The organism is Erwinia psidii, assembly GCF_003846135.1.
Lineage (GTDB): Bacteria > Pseudomonadota > Gammaproteobacteria > Enterobacterales > Enterobacteriaceae > Erwinia > Erwinia psidii.
This window is the reverse complement of record NZ_RHHM01000018.1, coordinates 18,592-36,598: the sequence shown is the minus strand read 5'-3', so window position 1 is coordinate 36,598 and position 18,007 is coordinate 18,592. Positions and strand designations below refer to the sequence as shown.

General features: G+C 56.4%; 20 protein-coding genes. 7 read left to right on the top strand and 13 right to left on the bottom strand.

The features are described 5' to 3' along the window. Positions 1 to 27 precede the first annotated feature (27 nt). Positions 28 to 654: a TetR/AcrR family transcriptional regulator gene (locus EB241_RS18615; protein WP_124234583.1), complete on the bottom strand. Its 627-nt coding sequence runs from the start codon at positions 652 to 654 to the stop codon at positions 28 to 30. Between the two features lie 164 nt (positions 655 to 818). Between EB241_RS18615 and EB241_RS18610 the strand changes: the two genes are divergently transcribed. The 4 genes from EB241_RS18610 (at position 819) to EB241_RS18595 (ending at position 5,015) form a co-directional block, all read left to right on the top strand. Further along, the gene (locus tag EB241_RS18610) at positions 819 to 1,490 is read left to right on the top strand and encodes a DUF3313 domain-containing protein (protein ID WP_124234635.1); all 672 of its coding nucleotides are present in this window, start codon (positions 819 to 821) and stop codon (positions 1,488 to 1,490) included. Between the two features lie 66 nt (positions 1,491 to 1,556). Next, the gene (locus tag EB241_RS18605; protein WP_124234582.1) at positions 1,557 to 2,789 is read left to right on the top strand and encodes a paraquat-inducible protein A; all 1,233 of its coding nucleotides are present in this window, start codon (positions 1,557 to 1,559) and stop codon (positions 2,787 to 2,789) included. Continuing rightward, complete coding sequence (locus tag EB241_RS18600) at positions 2,782 to 4,419, top strand: PqiB family protein (protein WP_124234581.1); 1,638 nt, start codon at positions 2,782 to 2,784, stop codon at positions 4,417 to 4,419. Before EB241_RS18605 ends, EB241_RS18600 begins: the two co-directional genes overlap by 8 nt. Further along, positions 4,416 to 5,015 carry a PqiC family protein gene (locus EB241_RS18595; RefSeq protein ID WP_124234580.1) on the top strand — a complete coding sequence of 200 codons (600 nt, stop codon included), beginning with the start codon at positions 4,416 to 4,418 and terminating at the stop codon, positions 5,013 to 5,015. The genes EB241_RS18600 and EB241_RS18595 overlap by 4 nt, the downstream gene beginning before the upstream one ends. Before the next feature lie 48 nt (positions 5,016 to 5,063). Here the strand turns inward: EB241_RS18595 and mtnK are convergent, their stop codons facing one another. Next, complete coding sequence (gene mtnK / locus EB241_RS18590; RefSeq protein WP_124234579.1) at positions 5,064 to 6,263, bottom strand: S-methyl-5-thioribose kinase; 1,200 nt, start codon at positions 6,261 to 6,263, stop codon at positions 5,064 to 5,066. A 155-nt stretch (positions 6,264 to 6,418) separates the two neighbouring features. Between mtnK and mtnA the strand changes: the two genes are divergently transcribed. Beyond that, positions 6,419 to 7,441 carry an S-methyl-5-thioribose-1-phosphate isomerase gene (mtnA, locus tag EB241_RS18585; protein ID WP_124234578.1) on the top strand — a complete coding sequence of 341 codons (1,023 nt, stop codon included), beginning with the start codon at positions 6,419 to 6,421 and terminating at the stop codon, positions 7,439 to 7,441. Between the two features lie 308 nt (positions 7,442 to 7,749). On the opposite strand, the gene EB241_RS18580 is transcribed toward mtnA, so the two are convergent. Genes EB241_RS18580 through EB241_RS18570 form a run of 3 tightly spaced genes read right to left on the bottom strand, consistent with a single transcriptional unit; the run spans position 7,750 to position 9,589 of the window. Beyond that, positions 7,750 to 8,292 (bottom strand): 1,2-dihydroxy-3-keto-5-methylthiopentene dioxygenase, encoded by a 543-nt coding sequence (locus EB241_RS18580; protein ID WP_124234577.1) that lies wholly within the window; start codon positions 8,290 to 8,292, stop codon positions 7,750 to 7,752. After that, positions 8,289 to 8,978: an acireductone synthase gene (gene mtnC / locus EB241_RS18575; protein WP_124234576.1), complete on the bottom strand. Its 690-nt coding sequence runs from the start codon at positions 8,976 to 8,978 to the stop codon at positions 8,289 to 8,291. Before mtnC ends, EB241_RS18580 begins: the two co-directional genes overlap by 4 nt. Continuing rightward, positions 8,975 to 9,589 carry a methylthioribulose 1-phosphate dehydratase gene (locus EB241_RS18570; RefSeq protein ID WP_124234575.1) on the bottom strand — a complete coding sequence of 205 codons (615 nt, stop codon included), beginning with the start codon at positions 9,587 to 9,589 and terminating at the stop codon, positions 8,975 to 8,977. Before EB241_RS18570 ends, mtnC begins: the two co-directional genes overlap by 4 nt. 152 nt (positions 9,590 to 9,741) lie before the next feature. Between EB241_RS18570 and EB241_RS18565 the strand changes: the two genes are divergently transcribed. Further along, positions 9,742 to 10,902: a pyridoxal phosphate-dependent aminotransferase gene (locus EB241_RS18565; protein WP_124234574.1), complete on the top strand. Its 1,161-nt coding sequence runs from the start codon at positions 9,742 to 9,744 to the stop codon at positions 10,900 to 10,902. Next, positions 10,890 to 11,657: an amidohydrolase gene (locus EB241_RS18560; protein ID WP_124234573.1), complete on the top strand. Its 768-nt coding sequence runs from the start codon at positions 10,890 to 10,892 to the stop codon at positions 11,655 to 11,657. The genes EB241_RS18565 and EB241_RS18560 overlap by 13 nt, the downstream gene beginning before the upstream one ends. A 103-nt stretch (positions 11,658 to 11,760) precedes the next feature. Here the strand turns inward: EB241_RS18560 and uraH are convergent, their stop codons facing one another. The 8 genes from uraH to EB241_RS18520 are packed head-to-tail and all read right to left on the bottom strand — an operon-like array spanning position 11,761 to position 17,986. Continuing rightward, entirely contained in the window at positions 11,761 to 12,096 is a 336-nt protein-coding gene (gene uraH / locus EB241_RS18555) for a hydroxyisourate hydrolase (protein ID WP_124234572.1), read from the bottom strand. After that, the gene (gene uraD, locus EB241_RS18550; protein WP_124234571.1) at positions 12,093 to 12,587 is read right to left on the bottom strand and encodes a 2-oxo-4-hydroxy-4-carboxy-5-ureidoimidazoline decarboxylase; all 495 of its coding nucleotides are present in this window, start codon (positions 12,585 to 12,587) and stop codon (positions 12,093 to 12,095) included. Before uraD ends, uraH begins: the two co-directional genes overlap by 4 nt. Position 12,588: 1 nt before the next feature. Further along, positions 12,589 to 13,881 carry an allantoate amidohydrolase gene (gene hpxK / locus EB241_RS18545; RefSeq protein WP_124234570.1) on the bottom strand — a complete coding sequence of 431 codons (1,293 nt, stop codon included), beginning with the start codon at positions 13,879 to 13,881 and terminating at the stop codon, positions 12,589 to 12,591. Next, positions 13,878 to 15,119, bottom strand: a complete 1,242-nt coding sequence (locus EB241_RS18540) for a pyridoxal-phosphate-dependent aminotransferase family protein (RefSeq protein ID WP_124234569.1) — start codon at positions 15,117 to 15,119, stop codon at positions 13,878 to 13,880. Before EB241_RS18540 ends, hpxK begins: the two co-directional genes overlap by 4 nt. A 32-nt stretch (positions 15,120 to 15,151) precedes the next feature. Continuing rightward, positions 15,152 to 15,889: an amino acid ABC transporter ATP-binding protein gene (locus tag EB241_RS18535; RefSeq protein ID WP_124234568.1), complete on the bottom strand. Its 738-nt coding sequence runs from the start codon at positions 15,887 to 15,889 to the stop codon at positions 15,152 to 15,154. Continuing rightward, positions 15,870 to 16,526: an amino acid ABC transporter permease gene (locus tag EB241_RS18530; RefSeq protein ID WP_124234567.1), complete on the bottom strand. Its 657-nt coding sequence runs from the start codon at positions 16,524 to 16,526 to the stop codon at positions 15,870 to 15,872. The genes EB241_RS18535 and EB241_RS18530 overlap by 20 nt, the downstream gene beginning before the upstream one ends. After that, a complete protein-coding gene (locus EB241_RS18525) occupies positions 16,523 to 17,191 on the bottom strand; it encodes an amino acid ABC transporter permease (protein WP_124234566.1) in 669 nt (222 codons plus the stop codon). Before EB241_RS18525 ends, EB241_RS18530 begins: the two co-directional genes overlap by 4 nt. Positions 17,192 to 17,200: 9 nt before the next feature. Beyond that, positions 17,201 to 17,986 (bottom strand): transporter substrate-binding domain-containing protein, encoded by a 786-nt coding sequence (locus tag EB241_RS18520; RefSeq protein WP_124234565.1) that lies wholly within the window; start codon positions 17,984 to 17,986, stop codon positions 17,201 to 17,203. Positions 17,987 to 18,007 lie beyond the last annotated feature (21 nt).

Below are 18,007 nucleotides of genomic sequence, written 5' to 3'. Positions count from 1 at the left end.
AACGGCGGGCCATCTTCAGGCCCGCTTTCACTGTAAGGCGGGTTTTCCCGCACCCGCAAAAAACATACTCACCGCACAGCGTGTCATTTCACAAATACGGGTTGTTCCCACCGGCTGCAAATGCCGCTGATAGACTCGTGAATCACATTCTACTGTCAGCAACGCCATAAACTGCATCGCCCGCAGGTTGGCATCACCGGGACGCAGCTCCCCCGCATCCATTGCTGAGAGCATCACCGCGGAGAGTTTTTCTATACTTTCCCGCGGACCGGAGTCATGAAAAAGTGTACCAATATCGGTATGTCCGGCCTCACCCACCACCATGCGGTACACGGCCAGCGCACTGGTGTCATTGACCAGCATCTGCAACATCCGCTCGCCGAAACGCTGCAACTTTTCTTTCAAAGGCAGTTCACGGTGAGAGATATCATTGAGTTCACTCGCTGCATCGGTAAGATGCTGAGTGGCATAAGTTCGGACCACGGCAGAAAAGAGTTCTTCCTTGGAAGGGAAATAGTTATAGAGCGTGGCCTTCGAGCCACCAAGGCGTCTGGCCAGTTCGTTCATGGAAGCGCGTTCGTAACCCATTTCCTGGAAAAGCGCGGCGGCCGCTTCGATAATGGCCTCCCGTCGTGCCTGTGTTTTTACTTTCATTGATTCGCATCTTTTCAAAAATAAACCCGAGTGTACATTTTCTTGACAGAGAAATCATCCGTATGCATAAATAAACCGTACAGTACAGTTTTACACTAACCTTGTCGCTGTCACCAGACTGAATTTTGGCTGGCAGCAATACGCTGTCTTATTTACTTGCGAAGATGATCACTATGTCTAAAATGCCTGCTTTTTATCGTTCTCTGATGCTGATGACCGCCGTCACCCTGGCGGGTTGTGCTGGCACCCAACCCGTGCCTTACAGCAATCTTCAGGCGTCCAGCCGTATGCAACCCAACACGGGCGATGATGCCTACCGCGTTCCTTATCGCTACACCACTAACCCAAACTGGCAGCAGTATCACCAGGCTATCCTGGAGCCAGTCGCGGTTTATAGCGGTGCCGATAATCAGTTTGGCAAAATGGATGCAGGTGACCAGCAGGAGCTTGCCACTTACATGCAACAACAGTTTGGTGACCGCCTGAAACAACGCTTCAGCATGGTTAACACCCCTGCTCCCGGCACGCTTCGTATCAAACTCACCCTGACAGGTGCAGACACCACCACCCCGGTGGCCGGAACCTTCACCAAATTCGATCTCGCCGGTGGGCCTTACAACATCGTGCAGTCCATTCGTGGCAGGGAAGGTATGATGAATGGCTGGGTCAGCTATGCCACTGAAATCTACGACGCACAAACCAACCAGCTGCTCGCTGCCTGGGTGGAAAAACAGTATCCCAACGCCATGAACGTCAGTGCCAGTATTGGCTCGCTGAGCGCGGCGAAAGTGGGTGTGGAAAAAGGCGCGGATGATCTGATCGACCGCTTAAAATAATGCCATGGCGAAAAATGGCGGCCTGAGCGCCGCCATTTTTCTGCTTTCTCTGCGGGACAACGCCCGATGAATACCGTTACTGATTCAGCCCATTGCTCCTGCTGTAACTCAGTTCATCGCTGCCCGACAGAGGCCAGCGGCAGCCAGCCAGCATGTTGCCACAGTGCTGCCGCGCGGGTTCGGCCAGAATCGTATCACTCGCGGCAACTGGCGCTGATACTGTCGGCAGCTTTTGCACTGCCCATTGCCAGTTTTCTGCCGCTGATCACCGTGGGATTTCAGGGCAATGCACGCCAGGTGACGCTGGAAAATATGGTTGTCTCGCTGGTGCAAAGCCATCAGTGGCTACTGGCGATCATCGTCGCGCTGATTTTTATCTTATTTCCGATGGCGCAACTCTTTCTGTTCGGCTGGCTGAGTACCTTCGCCAGCCTTTCCCGCCGTGCGCCGGGACAACAAGCCATTCTGCGACTGTTGCAATGGCTTAATCCCTGGTGCATGAGCGATATCTGCCTGCTTGGATTACTGGTCGCCGGCTACAAGATGGCGGAATTTATCCAGTTAAACACTGGCCCAGGGTTCTGGGCGCTAATATGGGTCGCACTGATGAGTCGCAGCATGACACAACAGGATCTGGCAGCGTCATGGCACAGCAGTGTCCCGCCTTCCACGTCCAAAACGCCGCCAGAGGGATCGGGCAAAAAAATGATGGGATGCCATCGCTGTGGGCTTCTCTGTCAGCCGGATCTGAAAGCAAAATTTGCCTCCCGCTGTCCGCGTTGTCATACCCTGCTCGCGCGCAATCCTGCCAATACGCTCTCATGCAGTACCGCGTTGCTACTGGCCGCCCTCTTCTGCTATCTCCCGGCCAATCTGCTGCCGGTTATGCAGACCACCTTTTTGGGCGGCAGCAGTGAAAAAACCATTTTCAGCGGTGTGGCAGCGTTCTGGAACAGCGGCGCGTCCGCGATTGCCACGATTATTTTTATCGCCAGTGTGATGATCCCCGTACTGAAATTTCTGGTTATGGGGGTACTGATCATCACCTGCTACCTGCAAAGCCAGTGGGCAGTAAGCCGGCGGGCGCAACTTTACCGGCTTACGGAAGCCATCGGCTACCTTTCGCTGCTGGATGTCATTGTGGTGGTGATAATGTCATGCGCCTTGCAGTTCGCCCCCTCAATTACCGTCGAACCGCGCAGCGGCATTATCTTTTTTGCCCTGTCGGTGATCCTGACCATGCTTTCTGCCCTCAGTTTTGATCCAGGCCTGATTGGGAGCCGTCGCCATCATGAGTAAACCCTTTGCGGATGAAAATCAGCTCCCCCACCAGCAGCCACGGGGAAAAGTGGCCGCATTGATCTGGCTGATCCCCCTGGCGTCGTTACTGGCGGGTCTGGCGTTATTTACCGCTAACCTGCGAACGTCAGGAACAGAAATTACATTAACTTTTCAGAATGCGGCAGGACTGGAAGCAGGTAAAACCCCGCTGAAATACCGTGATATCACCGTCGGAATGCTGAAGTCGCTTTCTCTGGACAATAAGGGAGAGAACGTGATTGCCGTTATTGCGCTGAACAAAGATGCTGACTATCTCGCCCGTTCCGGCAGCCGCTTTTGGGTGGTGCGCCCACGGGTGGGATTTGGCGGCGTCAGCGGTCTGGAAACCATGCTGTCCGGTGCCTGGATTGCCGCCGATCGAGGCAACGATGGCCAGGAGATGCACCAGTTCACCGGGCTTGAGACCCCTCCAGCACAGATCAACGGTGTGCCTGGCCACCGGTTTACCGTCATCACTGACGATCTTGGTTCACTTGATATTGGTTCGCCGGTCTATTTTCGCCGCGTTCAGGTAGGACGGATTGTCTCATGGCGGTTGCAGGATGATGGCAAAGCGGTGGCGATCAATTTGTTTATTGATGCGCCCTATGACCGCCTGGTCACCCGCCGTTCACGTTTCTGGAACGCCAGCGGGATGGATCTCTCGGTGGGGGCAAACGGGCTGCATCTGAAAACCCAGACGGTCGCCTCAGTTATTGCCGGTGGGATTGCTTTCCGCACCCCCGATGACGTCAACGCGCCGGAGAACAATGCCGATGGCAGCTATGAACTGGCAAAAGATGAGGAACAGGCTCTGTCGCCTCCTGACGGACCCTCGGTGCCATTCCAGCTGCGCTTTGAACGCTCACTGAAAGGGCTGTCGCCCGGTGCGCCAGTGGAATTTTCCAGCATCACCATTGGCCGGGTGGTTTCCGTCAGCCTGGATTACAGCCCTGTTGGTTACCGTTTTCCTTCCGTGGTTAATATCGAGGTTTACCCAAACCGCTTAGGCAATGTGCTTAACAAGTTACCCCGACCTGGAAAAGATCTGTCACAGGCTATCGCCACATTTACCCGCGATATGGTGGAACACGGTCTGCGGGCGCAGGCCGCCACCGGCAATCTTCTGACCGGCCAGCTCTATATCTCACTGGATTTCCAGGCTGATGCCCATCCGGTACCCTTTGATATGACTGCTCATCCCCTGGTTATCCCCACCGTTAACGGTGGATTTGAACGTATCCAACAACAGGTAGCCAGCATCGTGGGCAAGGTCGACAACATGCCTCTGGAAGCGATGGGCAACCAGCTTAATGCCGCGCTTGCCGGCACCAACCTGCTGTTGCAACGGCTTAACACCCGCACCTTGCCGCAGGCTGACAAGCTGGTCGCCAGGCTGGACAGCACCACCGGTACCGTTCAGACGCTGCTGTCAGAGGATTCGCCATTGATGATCACCGCAGCGCAAAGTTTGCAGGAACTCAGCCGGATGCTGAGGGCGGTACGTGCGCTCGGTGAACAGCTTAACAATAACCCGGAAGCGCTGATCAAGGGGCGTCCAGCCCAGGCGGCACCAGAACTTCCCCCATCAGAAAGGTCTGGCCGATGAAATCCGCTCTTGCCTGCTATGTTCTCCTGCTAAGTAGCGCCCTGACAGCCTGTAGCTCGCCGCCGGTGCATTACCATACACTGAATGTTGCGCCGACGGCGACCGGCTCCGCCCGGTCCGCACCCTTTGTTATTTATCTTTTGCCAACGGGCGTACCGCCACAGCTGGACATGCCGCAACTGGTGGTGATGACCGGCAATGACCGGGTTAGCGTGCTGGATAACGATCGCTGGCTCAGCCCGGTGGGGGATGAATTTCAAACCGCGCTGTCTTCCGCCCTGACCACGCTACTCAACACTCAGGATGTGAGCGGTATCGGTTCTCACTCATCCCGTCCGGTGCTGTTTATCAGGGTTCAAATCCGGCGTTTTGACAGCTGGCCCGGTCAGTTTGTCAAATTACAGGCGGACTGGAGCCTTCGTAAAGACGGGGTGCAGCAGGTCTGCCGCACCACACTGGTGGAAGACGCAGCAGGCGGAATGGATGAAATGTTTTCCGCACAACAAAAAATTGTGCGTCGTCTGGCGGAGGTGATTGCCCGGCAGGCCAGGCAATCAGGGGTGCCGGTCAGCGAGCCGAATCTGTTTTGTGAGTGAATCGCCCGGCGCTCCGCTGGCCACAGACAATGTGGCCAGCGGATACCATCAGCCATTCTGCCGGATACGGGCTATCAGCGCATCAACGTCGGCAATATGATCGGCCGCCAGGATTAACGTCCGGCCCAGCATTACGGTCTGGCGGACGCAGCCGATGCGCATCGCATCATCAGTTATTGATTTAATATCAGCAACCTGAGACATTCCCACCGTACGACGGATCGCCTCAGTACCGCAGTAGCCAAGGCTGTCACGCCAGATTTTCCGCAAAAACCGGGATGCATAGCCCGGACAGGCCAGCGCGCGATCCTGTGTTTTTTCCGCAGCCAGCGACAGAAAGCTATCGGCAAAACTTTGCCACAGCGCCGCGACATCGCGAAGACGTTGCTCGCGGACGGCCGCCGCTTCACGCGGGGCGAGAAGGCCCGGCAGCGCGCAATAGTTGATCAGCAGATTACCCAGCGCACTGCCCACATCAAAACCAACAGGACCATAAAAACCGAATTCTGCGTCGATCACCTTCAGACTTCCCGGTGCGACAAACACCGATCCGCTGTGAACATCGCCATGAAGTAATGCTTCGGCGTTTGACAGAAAACGGTGTTTCAGACCGGCCACTTTCTGTCGCAGCTCATCGTCGGTACGCAGGGTGGCAATCAGCGGTTCCAGCGCGCGCGGATAGCCATTGCGCTGATGTTCTTCATAGGGTTCGTTAAAGAACAACGCTTCCGTAATGTCACAAAGCTCCGGGTTGGTAAAACGGATAACATCGGCTTTTTTCTGATGAGGATGCTGGTAAAAGTCTGAAGTATGAAACAGCGTTTGCGCAAGATATTTCCCCAGCTGCGCTGCGGCCTGCGGATAATCAACGCCTTTGACCTGCTCGCCGCGCCAGATGGCATAACTGGAAAGATCTTCCATTACCATTACCGCCAGCTGCGGATCATAATGCAGGATTTTCACCGTATGTTCCGGGCAGAATCCACCGTGAATTTGCAATACTTCCGCTTCAATACGGGCGCGATCCAGCGTCAGCGGCCATGATTCACCCACGCAGCGCACATAGGGCAGTGCCTGCTTAACAATCACCCGGCTATTGCCGTCACGGTCAAAGACCCTGAATACCAGGTTCAGATTACCATCACCAATTTCCTGCGAAGTGACCAGACTGTCCGGCTTGTCAATGCCGCCAAACTGGCGTGCATATTCCACGGCATCCTCTGCTGTGAAGGTACGATATTGCGACATCAATTCATCCCCATCAACGTTCTGGCCTGCATGGCAGGCAGTACTGGCTGCTATTCTGTCGGTATTTTATAGTGAATAAGCCATACAGACGTCTATACATCCGCAATGCATGTTGGCACAATACAGCCGGATAACGCAACCGGGATTTAACCTTTATGCAGACACTCAGCACAACCAGCTTACAAATTCGTGACAATCAGCTTTCGATCCTTGATCAGCAGGCGCTTCCCCAGAAAAAAATCTGGTGCCCAACCCCGGATGTGGCGGAACTGGTAGGCCATATCAAAGCGTTGCGGGTGCGCGGCGCGCCGCTGATTGGTCTTTCCGCCAGCCTGCTGCTGGCGCTGCTGGCAGAAAAAGGAATGGCAAAACCGGCGCTGATGGAGGCGCTGGAGGTACTGCGTGCCGCACGCCCTACCGCCGTGAATCTGATGAATAACCTTGACCGGATGAAAAAGGCGCTGGCACAGGAGAACTTTGTCCCTGCGTTAACCGCGGAAGCCCTGAATCTGGTGTCAGAGGATAAAACGCTGTGTGACAACATCGCCACGGCAGGTGCGACGCTGATCAAACCGGGAAGCAGACTGCTGACGCACTGCAATACCGGAGGTCTGGCAACGGCGGGGGTAGGAACCGCGCTGGGTGTTATCTCCCGCGGCTGGCAGGAGGGCAATGTGGCTCAGGTTTGGGTTGATGAAACCCGACCGTTACTTCAGGGAGGGCGTCTGACCGCCTGGGAACTGGGGGAACTGGGTATTCCCTACCGGCTGATTTGCGACAGCATGGCAGCCAGTCTGATGGCGCAAAAACAGGTGGATGCCGTGTGGGTCGGCGCCGATCGCATTGCGGCAAACGGCGACGTCGCCAACAAAATCGGCACCTACAGCCTGGCGGTGCTGGCGCACTATCACCGTATTCCCTTCTATGTGGCCGCGCCGCATACCACCCTCGATCCGGCCTGCCCGGATGGTAGTGGCATTCCGATTGAGCAGCGGACCGCCAGCGAAGTCACCGGGGTGGCGGGAAGCTTTGGCGAGGTGCAGTGGGCACCGGAAACGGCGCAGGTGTTTAATCCGGCGTTTGACGTCACACCAGCAGCGCTAATCAGCGGCTGGGTGCTGGATACAGGCGTGGTGACGCCAGCGCAGGTGGACAATGGGATTTTCATGCCATCGTAAAAAGGGTAAACCGGGTTCAGGGAAAGACCGCCAACGATGTATATGGCAGGGAAGCCACTCATCCTGCGTCTGGCCTGTTTGAGCGCGTTCGCGTGTTACCGATCTGCCGGAACCAACAACGCCCCGCTTTGCCCTTTTGGCGGGCAGTTTGTTGAGCCCTCCGCTTTCTGAACGGAGGCAGCAGATATCGCGCCACCGCTCATTTCCGCAACAGGGGCACAACGCCACAGGGCCTGGATACTGCGACGCTATTGAGCAGCACCCCTTTCCTTTGAGGGAGCAACGCAGGGCGCTGTTCGACAGCGCTTTCAGGGTAAACGTGGATAGGCGTCTGCAATATTGTCACCGGTAAACCTGGCAACCCAGCCTTCCTGATTATCAAAAATACGGATCGCGGTGAAATGCGGTGATGATCCCATATCAAACCAGTGCGGCGTGCCTGCCGGAACAGAGATCAGATCGTTCTTTTCGCACAGGACCTGATATATATGCCCGTCCAGATGCAGGCAGAACAGCCCCGCACCTTCAACAAAAAAACGCACCTCATCTTCACCGTGGGTATGTTCAGAGAGGAACTTGCCGCGCAGCGCCTCCTTTTGTGGATTATCGGAGCGCATACTGATCACGTCCCAACTTTGATACCCCTTCTCCGCCACCAGCTTATCGATGGCATGTTGATAAGCTTTAATCACCGTTTCAGGCTGGGGATCCTCACCCAAATCACGATCGGCCTGCCAGCGCTCAAAACGCACCTGCTTTGCATTCAGCTGCTGACGGATCGCGTCGGCATCGGTACTGTGCCACACCGGCGTGGTGGCCTCACTGTCGGTAAAAATGGTCAGTGCACTCATAATGAAAACGGCTCCAGGTTAATCTTGTCAAAACGGTTGACCTGGCGATGACGGCTCTCAGCGTCCGCTTCGCCACGCAGTAACTGCACGGTATTCCACCCCGCCTCCTGTGCGGCATCCAACTCCTGACGGATATCCGATAAAAACAGCAAATCATCGGGTGCCAGCGCAATATCAGCGGCAATATTGCGGTAGGAGGCTGTGTCACGTTTCGCGCCAACGTGGGTGTCAAAATACCCGCTAAACAGAGATGTAACATCACCTGCATCACTGTAGCCAAATAACAATTTTTGCGCAGCAACCGACCCGGAGGAATATACATAAAGATCAATACCCTGCGATTTCCATAATCTTAATGCAGGCAGCACGTCTGCATAGAGATGTCCGGTAAAACAGCCGTTCAGATAGCCATCGCGCCAGATCATTCCCTGGAGTGCTTTCAGCGCCGTTGATTTCCTGTCCTCATCCATAAAACTGAACAGCACGGCTATTAGTTCTTCCGTTGTTGCCTGGGGCCGGGCAATCTCATCGCGCAAATCGTTAAGTGCCTTTACCACCCCTTCCTGCTGCTGGTGAGCCGTAAGAAACGCCGCCAGATTCTCTCTGGCATAAGGAAAAAGCACGTTGTGGACAAAGCGAATGTCGCTGGTTGTCCCTTCAATATCGGTGACAATCGCACGGATCATCTTGCCTCCAGTACCCGACGTTGTAGTTCACACTGGAACAGAAATTCCAGCCCCTCAAGATGGCGTTTCGCCTCGCTGACATCTCTGCCCCAGCAGGTCAGCCCGTGTCCACGCAGCAGAAAACCATAACGCAGTGGCGTTTGCGCCGCAAACTGTTCTATCCGCGCCGCCAGGGCAGTAATATCCTGATCGTTGTCGAACAGCGCAACCGACACCGTATCAAGATGCGAGCATTGTCCTGCCAGTGTTTTCTGCATTTCATAACCTTGCAGTTCCAGTGCGGCCCTTTTCTCAACCCGGGAGAGCACCGTGGCATTTACCGTATGCGTATGCAGCACCGCGCCGGCATCGGGAAACAGCCGGTAGATAAGGGTGTGCAATCCGGTCTCTGCCGATGGCCGCCGCCCGGAAGGCACCCGGTTACTGGCAATCTCAACCTGGATAAAGTCATCGCGGGTCAGCGCACCTTTATCTTTGCCTGATTCACTCAGGAGACAAAATTCATTGTCCTGCCTTAGCGACATATTACCGCCTGTTGCCGGTGCCCAGCCTCTGGCGCCAATCCAGTGGCAGGTCGCAACCAGCTGGTCCAACTGTGACATTACGCTCATAGTGTTCCTGTTTCAGCCGGTCCGAACCGGCACCTGGTGGTGTATTTAGACGTCTAAGCGTCTTGATTGCCAGATAGTAGCATCGAGGTTATAGTGGCAGCAACAGAGGGTTAATACATCCTTAAAGTTGCGTTACTCAAAGGTTAACATTCATGAGCCAGACGTCGATCACCCCTGAAAGCAAGCTCCCAGCGCTGGGCACCACCATCTTTACGCAAATGAGCGCGCTTGCGCATCAGCATAACGCCATCAATCTTTCGCAGGGTTTTCCTGATTTTGACGGACCGGACTATCTGAAATCCCGGCTGGCACACCACGTCAGCGCCGGGTTTAACCAGTATGCACCGATGACCGGCGTGCAGCCGTTGCGCGACGCTATCGCGGTGAAAACCGCTGAACTTTATGGTTATCTGCCGGACAGTAACCATGAAGTGACCGTCACCGCGGGGGCCACGGAAGCACTTTATGCCGCCATTACCGCGCTGGTTCGTCCGGGTGATGAAGTTGTCTGCTTTGACCCAAGTTACGACAGCTACGCGCCCGCGGTAACGCTTGCTGGCGGCGTAATGAAACGCATGACGCTTCAGCCTCCGGCCTTTGCGGTTGACTGGCAGATATTTAACGATTTGCTGTCGCCGCGAACCCGGCTGGTTATCCTGAATACGCCACACAATCCTTCCGCTACCGTCTGGCAGAAAAGCGACTTTGCCGCCCTGTGGCAAGCTATACAGGCCCGGGAAATCTACGTACTGAGTGATGAAGTTTACGAGCATATCTGCTTTGCGTCAGAGGGCCACGCCAGTGTGCTGGCGCATCCGGCGCTACGCGAGCGCGCCGTTGCCGTTTCGTCATTTGGCAAAACCTACCATATGACCGGCTGGAAAGTGGGCTACTGCGTGGCGCCTGCCGCGCTGACCGCAGAAGTACGCAAGGTGCATCAGTATCTGACTTTTTCCGTGAATACGCCGGCACAACTGGCTCTGGCCGATATGCTGACTGCCGAACCGCAACATTATCGCCAGCTACCGGATTTCTACCGTGCCCGCCGTGACCGTTTTGTGCAGGCGCTGGCGAAAAGCCGTTTTGAGCTGCTGCCATGCGAAGGCACCTATTTTCTGCTGGCGGATTACCGCGCCATTTCCGATTTGGATGACGTGGCTTTCTGCCAGTGGCTGACCAGAGACGTCGGCGTGGCGGCCATTCCGCTGTCGGTATTCTGCGCCGGACCGTTTCCCCATCGACTTATCCGCCTGTGCTTTGCCAAACAGGAAGCCACGCTGGATGCTGCGGCGGAGCGCCTGTGTCAACTTTAAAACTCAGTCTATTACAGCAACCCCTGGTGTGGATGGACGGCGAAGCCAATCTGCGCTTTTTCAATACAGTGATTGACCGTTTGCAGGGGCGCGATCTGATCGTGCTGCCGGAAATGTTCACCAGCGGTTTTGCGATGATGGCAGCCGGGGCGTCACTGCCGGAATCCCGTGTGATTGCGTGGCTGCACGACAAAGCCTGCGTCACTGACGCACTGGTGGGGGGCAGCGTAGCGATTCAGACCGGTCAGGGGGCGGTGAACCGTTTTCTGCTGGTGGAGCCGGGAGGCAGCGTGCATCGCTATGATAAACGGCATCTGTTTCGCATGGCTGATGAACATCATCACTATCAGGCGGGTGACAGCCGGGTGGTGGTGGCCTGGCGCGGCTGGCGGATCCTGCCACAGATTTGTTACGACCTGCGCTTTCCCGTCTTCTCACGCAATCAAAATGATTACGATCTGGCGCTTTATGTCGCCAACTGGCCCGCGCCACGCGCCGCTCACTGGCAGGCACTGCTGCTGGCCCGCGCGATTGAAAACCAGTCGTATATTGCCGGTTGTAACCGGGTAGGCAAGGATGATAACCATCATCTTTACAGCGGTGACAGCCGGATTATCAGCCCACAGGGAGAGATTCTGGCGATGGCCAAACCGCATCAGCCTGCGGTGCTGAACGCTGAGCTGTCACTGGACGCACTGCATCAGTATCGTGAACGCTTTCCGGCATGGCGCGATGCAGACAGTTTCACGCTGTGACGGGTGCCGGGGTAATTTATGCGCCGGCCAGACTGGCGTGCCCTTTTATACTCTCCGGGTGGAGAGATAATTTGCCGGTGCCGTCAGCACCAGGCTGGGAACATCAGCTGCCCCGATAGGTGGACCACGACCAGGGTGATACCAGAAACGGCAAATGATAATGGCTGTCCGCTTCCTGCAATATAAAGTCAATCTGGGCGCTGACATAGAGCGCGTCGCGCCCACCGGCGGCAAAATAGTCGCCAATGTCGGCAATCAAACGGTAATGCCCTGTTGCCAGCGACTCCGGGGTCAGATTTTTTACGCGACCATCCGCATCGGTGCAGCCGGAAGCCACCGTCAGCCACCCCTCACCGCTTTTCTGTTCCAGCGAAATTCGTACTCCAGCGGCGGGCCTGCCCAGTGCGGTATCCAGAATATGCGTGGTAATGGTGCTCATCGAAAGGTCTCCTTCAGACGCAGCAGCGTGATTTCGCGTAGCTGTGCAAGCGCCTCCTGCTGTTCCTGCTGTGCATCGTTGTCCAGACGGCGATGCAGTTCCGCCAGTATCTCTTCCCCACTGCGCCCTTTGGCCCGGATCAAAAAAACCCGGCCAAAGCGACGTTCGTAAGCGATGTTTCCCACGTGCAACGCCTGTTTCAGCCTGTCGTCATCAGCGTTAACGCCGGATTGCTCACCTGCTGACAGCTGTACCTCCTTGCCCCTGCCCTGCCCACGCTCACCAATACGTGGGTGGGCTGACAGCGCCTGGGACAGTACGGCACCCTCCCACTGCCGGGCCAGCGCATCACTCCGTTGCAGCAGACGCTCCACCGTGTGATAAGGCCGTTGCGCCACCAGCGCGGTGATCCAGTCTTCCAGCGCCACACAGTGGGCGATAAGCGTTCTGGCCTCTGCCGCTGAAGCCTGATTGAATTGTTGCAGTTTCATCTCACTCGCCTCCCGGGCTGTGTTGCCCGTCATCCCATGAGCCTGCCACATCGCACACGACCCGCGTATAAGCCTGGATCGCGCTGGCCACGTCTTTTTCCAGTACCGACTCTGCCGGATGGTGGCTGATACCACGATCGCAGCGAACAAACAGCATCCCCACCGGCCAGCGCTCCGCAACGGCAATGGCATCATGACCGGCACCGCTCGGCAGCGACAGACTACGGCCCTGAACCTGGCTCACCGCGTTGCTCAGTGCCACCTGCAATCGGTCATCACAGCGGGTTGCCGGGATCTGGTAATACGCTTCTGCACTGAAGACCAGACCGCGACGTCGCGCAATGGCTTCGCCCTGGGTTAACAGTGCTGACAGCAGTTCCGCCAGCGGTTTGTCTTCCGGCCCGCGAACATCGAGCGTCAGCGCCACCTCTCCGGGGATCACATTCACCGCGCCGGGTAAACACTGCACGGTTCCTACCGTTGCCACCAGCTGTGGGCCATGCTGCACCGCAGTCTGCTCAATAAACACCATCCATTCCGCCGCCGCCGCCATCGCATCCTTACGGAGGCTCATGGGGACTGTACCCGCATGGCCCGCCTCACCGCTGAAACGGCAATTCAGGCGGTGCGCGCCGTTAATGGCGGTAACTACCCCCAGCGGCAGATCTTCCTGCTCCAGACAGGGGCCCTGTTCAATATGCAGTTCAAGATAGGCGACGATTTCACCCACGTCACGTTCCGCCTGAGCAATGGCGGTCGCATCCAGCCCTGCGTCAGTCATCGCCTGTGCCACAGTGATGCCGTTGCCATCCTGGTGATCGATCCAGCTTGCCGGCCAGCTACCGGTAATGCCCCGGCTACCTAACAGCGTGATGCCGAAACGGGTGCCCTCTTCATCGCCAAAACCGACGATCTCCACCGCCAGCGGCAGCCGTTTGCCCTGGGCATTGAGTGACTGCACGGCTTCAATGGCAGTCAGTACCCCCAGCATCCCGTCGTAGCGACCCGCATTGCGTACCGTGTCAAGATGGGAGCCAAGTAGCAGCGCGGGGGCGTCGGGGGCGACGCCTTCATAGCGACCGCAAATGTTGCCAACGCTGTCCTGCCAGACATGCATCCCCGCCGCCGTCATCCACTCCCCAACCAGCGCGTTGGCACGCAGATGTTCAGGAGAGAGATAAACGCGGGTCAGGTATCCCGGCGTTTCGCTGATTTCAGCCAGCCGATCACAGCGGGCCATCACCCTGGCGGCCGCCTGCGCCGCCTCTGCCGCGCTCATCAGGCCAGTGCTCATTCGCCGTTCTCCAGCGCATAGCGATCCCAGGCAGCCTGCATCGCCGCGCCCTGGGTGGTTTTGAAACCGAGATAATTCAGTACCGACTCCAGCGCACTCAACGTCTGCATCACGCAGTCTTTGCGGGCGTTATAGCCCATGGTGCCAATACGCCAGACCTTGCCATGCAGTGGGCCAAACGAGGTGCCGATTTCAATGCCAAAATCGTCCAGCATCAGTTTACGCACCCGATCGCCATTGATGCCGTCCGGGATCATGACGCCCAGCACATTATTCATTTTGTGTTGCAGGTCGCCAAAGGTATCGAGGCCCATTCCCTGAATGCCTTTCAACATGGCATCACCATGCAGTTTGTGACGGGTAATACCGTTGTCCAGTCCCTCTTCCAGCACCAGACGCGCCGATTCACGCGCGCCAAAAAGCGCCGAGGTGGCTTCAGTATGGTGATTCAGGCGTTCCGGTCCCCAGTAATCCATGATCATGCCAAGATCGAAATAGTTGGACCAGATCATCTCGTCATCGCCATCATGATGATCCGCCGTGCGAATTCCCGCTTCGACGCGTTTGCGCTTGCGGATAACCGCCGCCATTTCAGCGCTGAGAGTAATGGGTGATGTGCCGGACGGCCCGCAAAGGCACTTTTGCATCCCGGCGGAGACCGCATCCAGCCCCCACGCATCGGTTTCCAGCGGATTTCCGGCCAGCGACGCGGTGGCATCGGTGTAGAACAGCACGCCGTACTTTTTACAGACAGCACCAAGTTCCGCCAGCGGCTGTAGCATGGTGGTGGAGGTGTCGCCCTGTACGGTCAGCAGCAGACGCGGACGGACGGTTTTGATCGCATCTTCAATCCGATCCGGGGTAAATACCTCGCCCCAGGGCACTTCGATGGTATGTACTTCGGCCCGGCAACGGCGGGCAATTTCACACAGCAAATGGCCAAAGCGGCCAAACACCGGTACCAACACTTTATCGCCGGGACGGATCGCAGATAGCAGGATCGCTTCAATGCCGGCGCGGGAGGTGCCATCAATCAGCAGCGTCCACTGGTTTTGGGTGCGGAAAACACCACGATAGAGCGCCATGACTTCATTCATATAATCAGTCATCGCCGGATCGTACTGACCAATCAGCTGAGTTGACATCGCACGCAGCACGCGCGGATCGGCATTAATCGGTCCCGGTCCCATCAGCAGGCGCTGCGGCGGGTTAATCTGTGGATATTTTGCTAAATCCATCGGTTCTGCCCTTTTATGACAATGTGATGCGCTTAGTCCAGGCCGCGCACTGATGAAATAAACTGTTTCAGTTCAGGAGTTTGCGGGCTGGCAAACACGGTTTTACTGTCGCCCTGTTCCCACACCCGCCCCTGATGCATAAACACCACGCGATCGCCCACTTCCCGGGCGAAATTCATTTCGTGGGTCACGAGGATCAGCGTCATGCCCTCTTTGGCCAGCTGCTCCAGTACTTTCAGCACTTCCCCAACCAGCTCCGGGTCGAGGGCAGAGGTGATTTCATCGCATAACAGCACCTTAGGCGACATAGCCAACGCTCTGGCAATGGCCACACGCTGTTGCTGACCGCCAGAAAGGCTGGACGGGTAGTAGTCAATCCGCTCTCCCAGACCGACCTTTTCCAGCATCTGTTTTGCCAGCGCACGGCACTCCGCCTCACTCTTTTTCAGCACCCGTCGCGGTGCCAGCATGACGTTTTCCAGCGCGGTCATATGCGGAAACAGGTTGAAGTTCTGGAATACCATGCCAACCGAGCGGCTGATTTCCCGTGCCTGTGAATCACGATCGGTGATAGTCATCCCGCCCAGTTTAATACTGCCATCCTGGTAACCTTCCAGCCCGTTTATGCAGCGCAGCAGAGTGCTTTTGCCCGATCCACTGCGGCCAATGATCGAGATCACTTCACCCATTTCAATATCCAGATCCACGCCCTTCAGGACATGGTTGTCACCGTAATATTTCTGCACCTGATTAATGGTGATGAGCGGCATTGAATTTCTTCTCCAGCGACTTGCTGTAGCGCGACAGCGGATAACACATCAGGAAGTAGCCCAGCGCCACCAGCCCGAAAACTTTAAAGGGTTGATAGGTAACATTATTGAGAATGGTGCCTGCCTTGGTCAGCTCGACGAAGCCAATGATTGACGCCAGCGCCGTTCCTTTTATCACCTGCACCGCAAATCCCACCGTCGGGGCGATGGCAATGCGCAACGCCTGCGGCAGCACCACGCGATACAGAGTCTGACCAAAATTCAGCCCCAGGCAACGGCAGGCTTCCCACTGACCTTTCGGCAAGGCCCTGACGCTGCCAAACCAGATATCCACCAGAAAAGCGCTGGTGTAAAACGTCAGCGCCAGCGAGGCCGCCGTCCACGGTGACACATCAATGCCAAACAGCGCCACGCCAAAAAAAGCCAGGAACAGCTGCATCAGCAGCGGCGTTCCCTGGAAAAGCTCGATGTAGGCCCGGATCAGTCGGTTAGGCCAGCGACGTCCCGTCAGACGCACCATTACCAGTGGCATCGCCACCAGGGTGCCGCCAAAAAAAGCGGCCAGCGACAGCAGCAATGTCCAGCGTGCCGCCAGCAGCAGATTGCGCAGAATGTCCCAGTCGGTAAAGGTGGTCATACTGAGGTTCCTCCTAACCATTTACGCCCGGCAGCCAGCAGCAATTGCCGCATGACCACCGACAATACGAGGTAGACAAAGGTTGTCACCAGATAAACCTCAAAACTTAAAAAGGTACGTGACTGGATCAGGTTGGCGGCAAAGGTCAGTTCTTCATAGGAAACCTGAGACACCACTGACGAGCCCAGCATGACAATGATGCACTGACTGACCAGCGCCGGATAAATGCGTTGCAGCGAGGGCGGCAGCACCACCCGCAAAAACGTCTGCATGCGGGTCAGACCGAGCACCCGCCCGGCCTCCCACTGTCCTTTCGGCGTAACCTGAATGCCGGCGCGAATGATTTCGGTACTGTACGCGCCAAGGTTAATCAGCATCGCTAACAGTGCCGCCTCCCCCGCCGTCAGTTTCAGGCCCAGGTTGGGCAAGCCAAAGACAATAAAAAACAGCTGAACCACGAAAGGCGTATTGCGGATTAGCTCAACGTAGCAGCCCCACAAGCGGCTCACCAGCGACGGTCTGCCACTGCTCAGTGCCGCGCCGAGAATGCCCAGCGACACGCCGCCCAGGGTCGCCAGTACGGTCAGCTGAATGGTGACCCACAGTCCGGCGAGCAGCTCCGGCCAGTAAGGCCAGAGCGCAGGAAAGTTGAGTTGTCCCGTCATTGCCTGTCCTTACGCGCCAAGACTGGCCGGTAATGGTGCTTTCAGCCACTGCTCAGACAGGCCATTCAGCGTTTTATCTTTAATTGCCTGCTCGATCAGTGCGTCCACTTTTGCTTTCAGCGCCGGTTCATCTTTACGCAGGCCAATAAAGCAAGGGGAATCTTTCAACATAAACTTCGCCACAGGCGCTTTGTCGGCGTCCTGACGCGAAATAGCCGCCACCACCAGGTTGCCGGTGGCAACATACTGCACCTGACCTGAGAGCCAGGCAGACAGCGTGGTGTTGTTATCTTCATAACGTTTCACCTGTGCGTCTTTTGGCGCAATGCTGGTCAGTACCATATCTTCCACCGCACCGCGCGTCACACCGATGGATTTGCCGCTCAGTGCTGCCGCATCTTTCAGCGCGTGGTCTTTCGGCCCGAACACGCCAAGAAAGAACGGCGCATAGGCACGGCTGAAGGCAATCACTTTCTCGCGCTCCGGGTTTTTACCGAGGCTGGATATCACCAAATCCACTTTGTCAGTCTGCAAATAAGGTACGCGGTTGGCGCTGGTCACAGGTACCAGCTGCAACTTAAGTTTCATCTGCTTCGCCAGATACTTTGCCATATCAATGTCGTAGCCCTGCGGTTGTAAATCGGTGCCCACGGAGCCAAAAGGTGGAAAATCCTGCGGCACGGCAATGCGAATAACACCGCGTTTTTCAATATCCTGGAGCTGATCTGCCACCGCATTGGTGACCTGCGTTAACATCAGTGCTGCACCCATCACTGCCAGTAATACTTTCTTCATTCTCTCTTCCCCGGTTAAGCA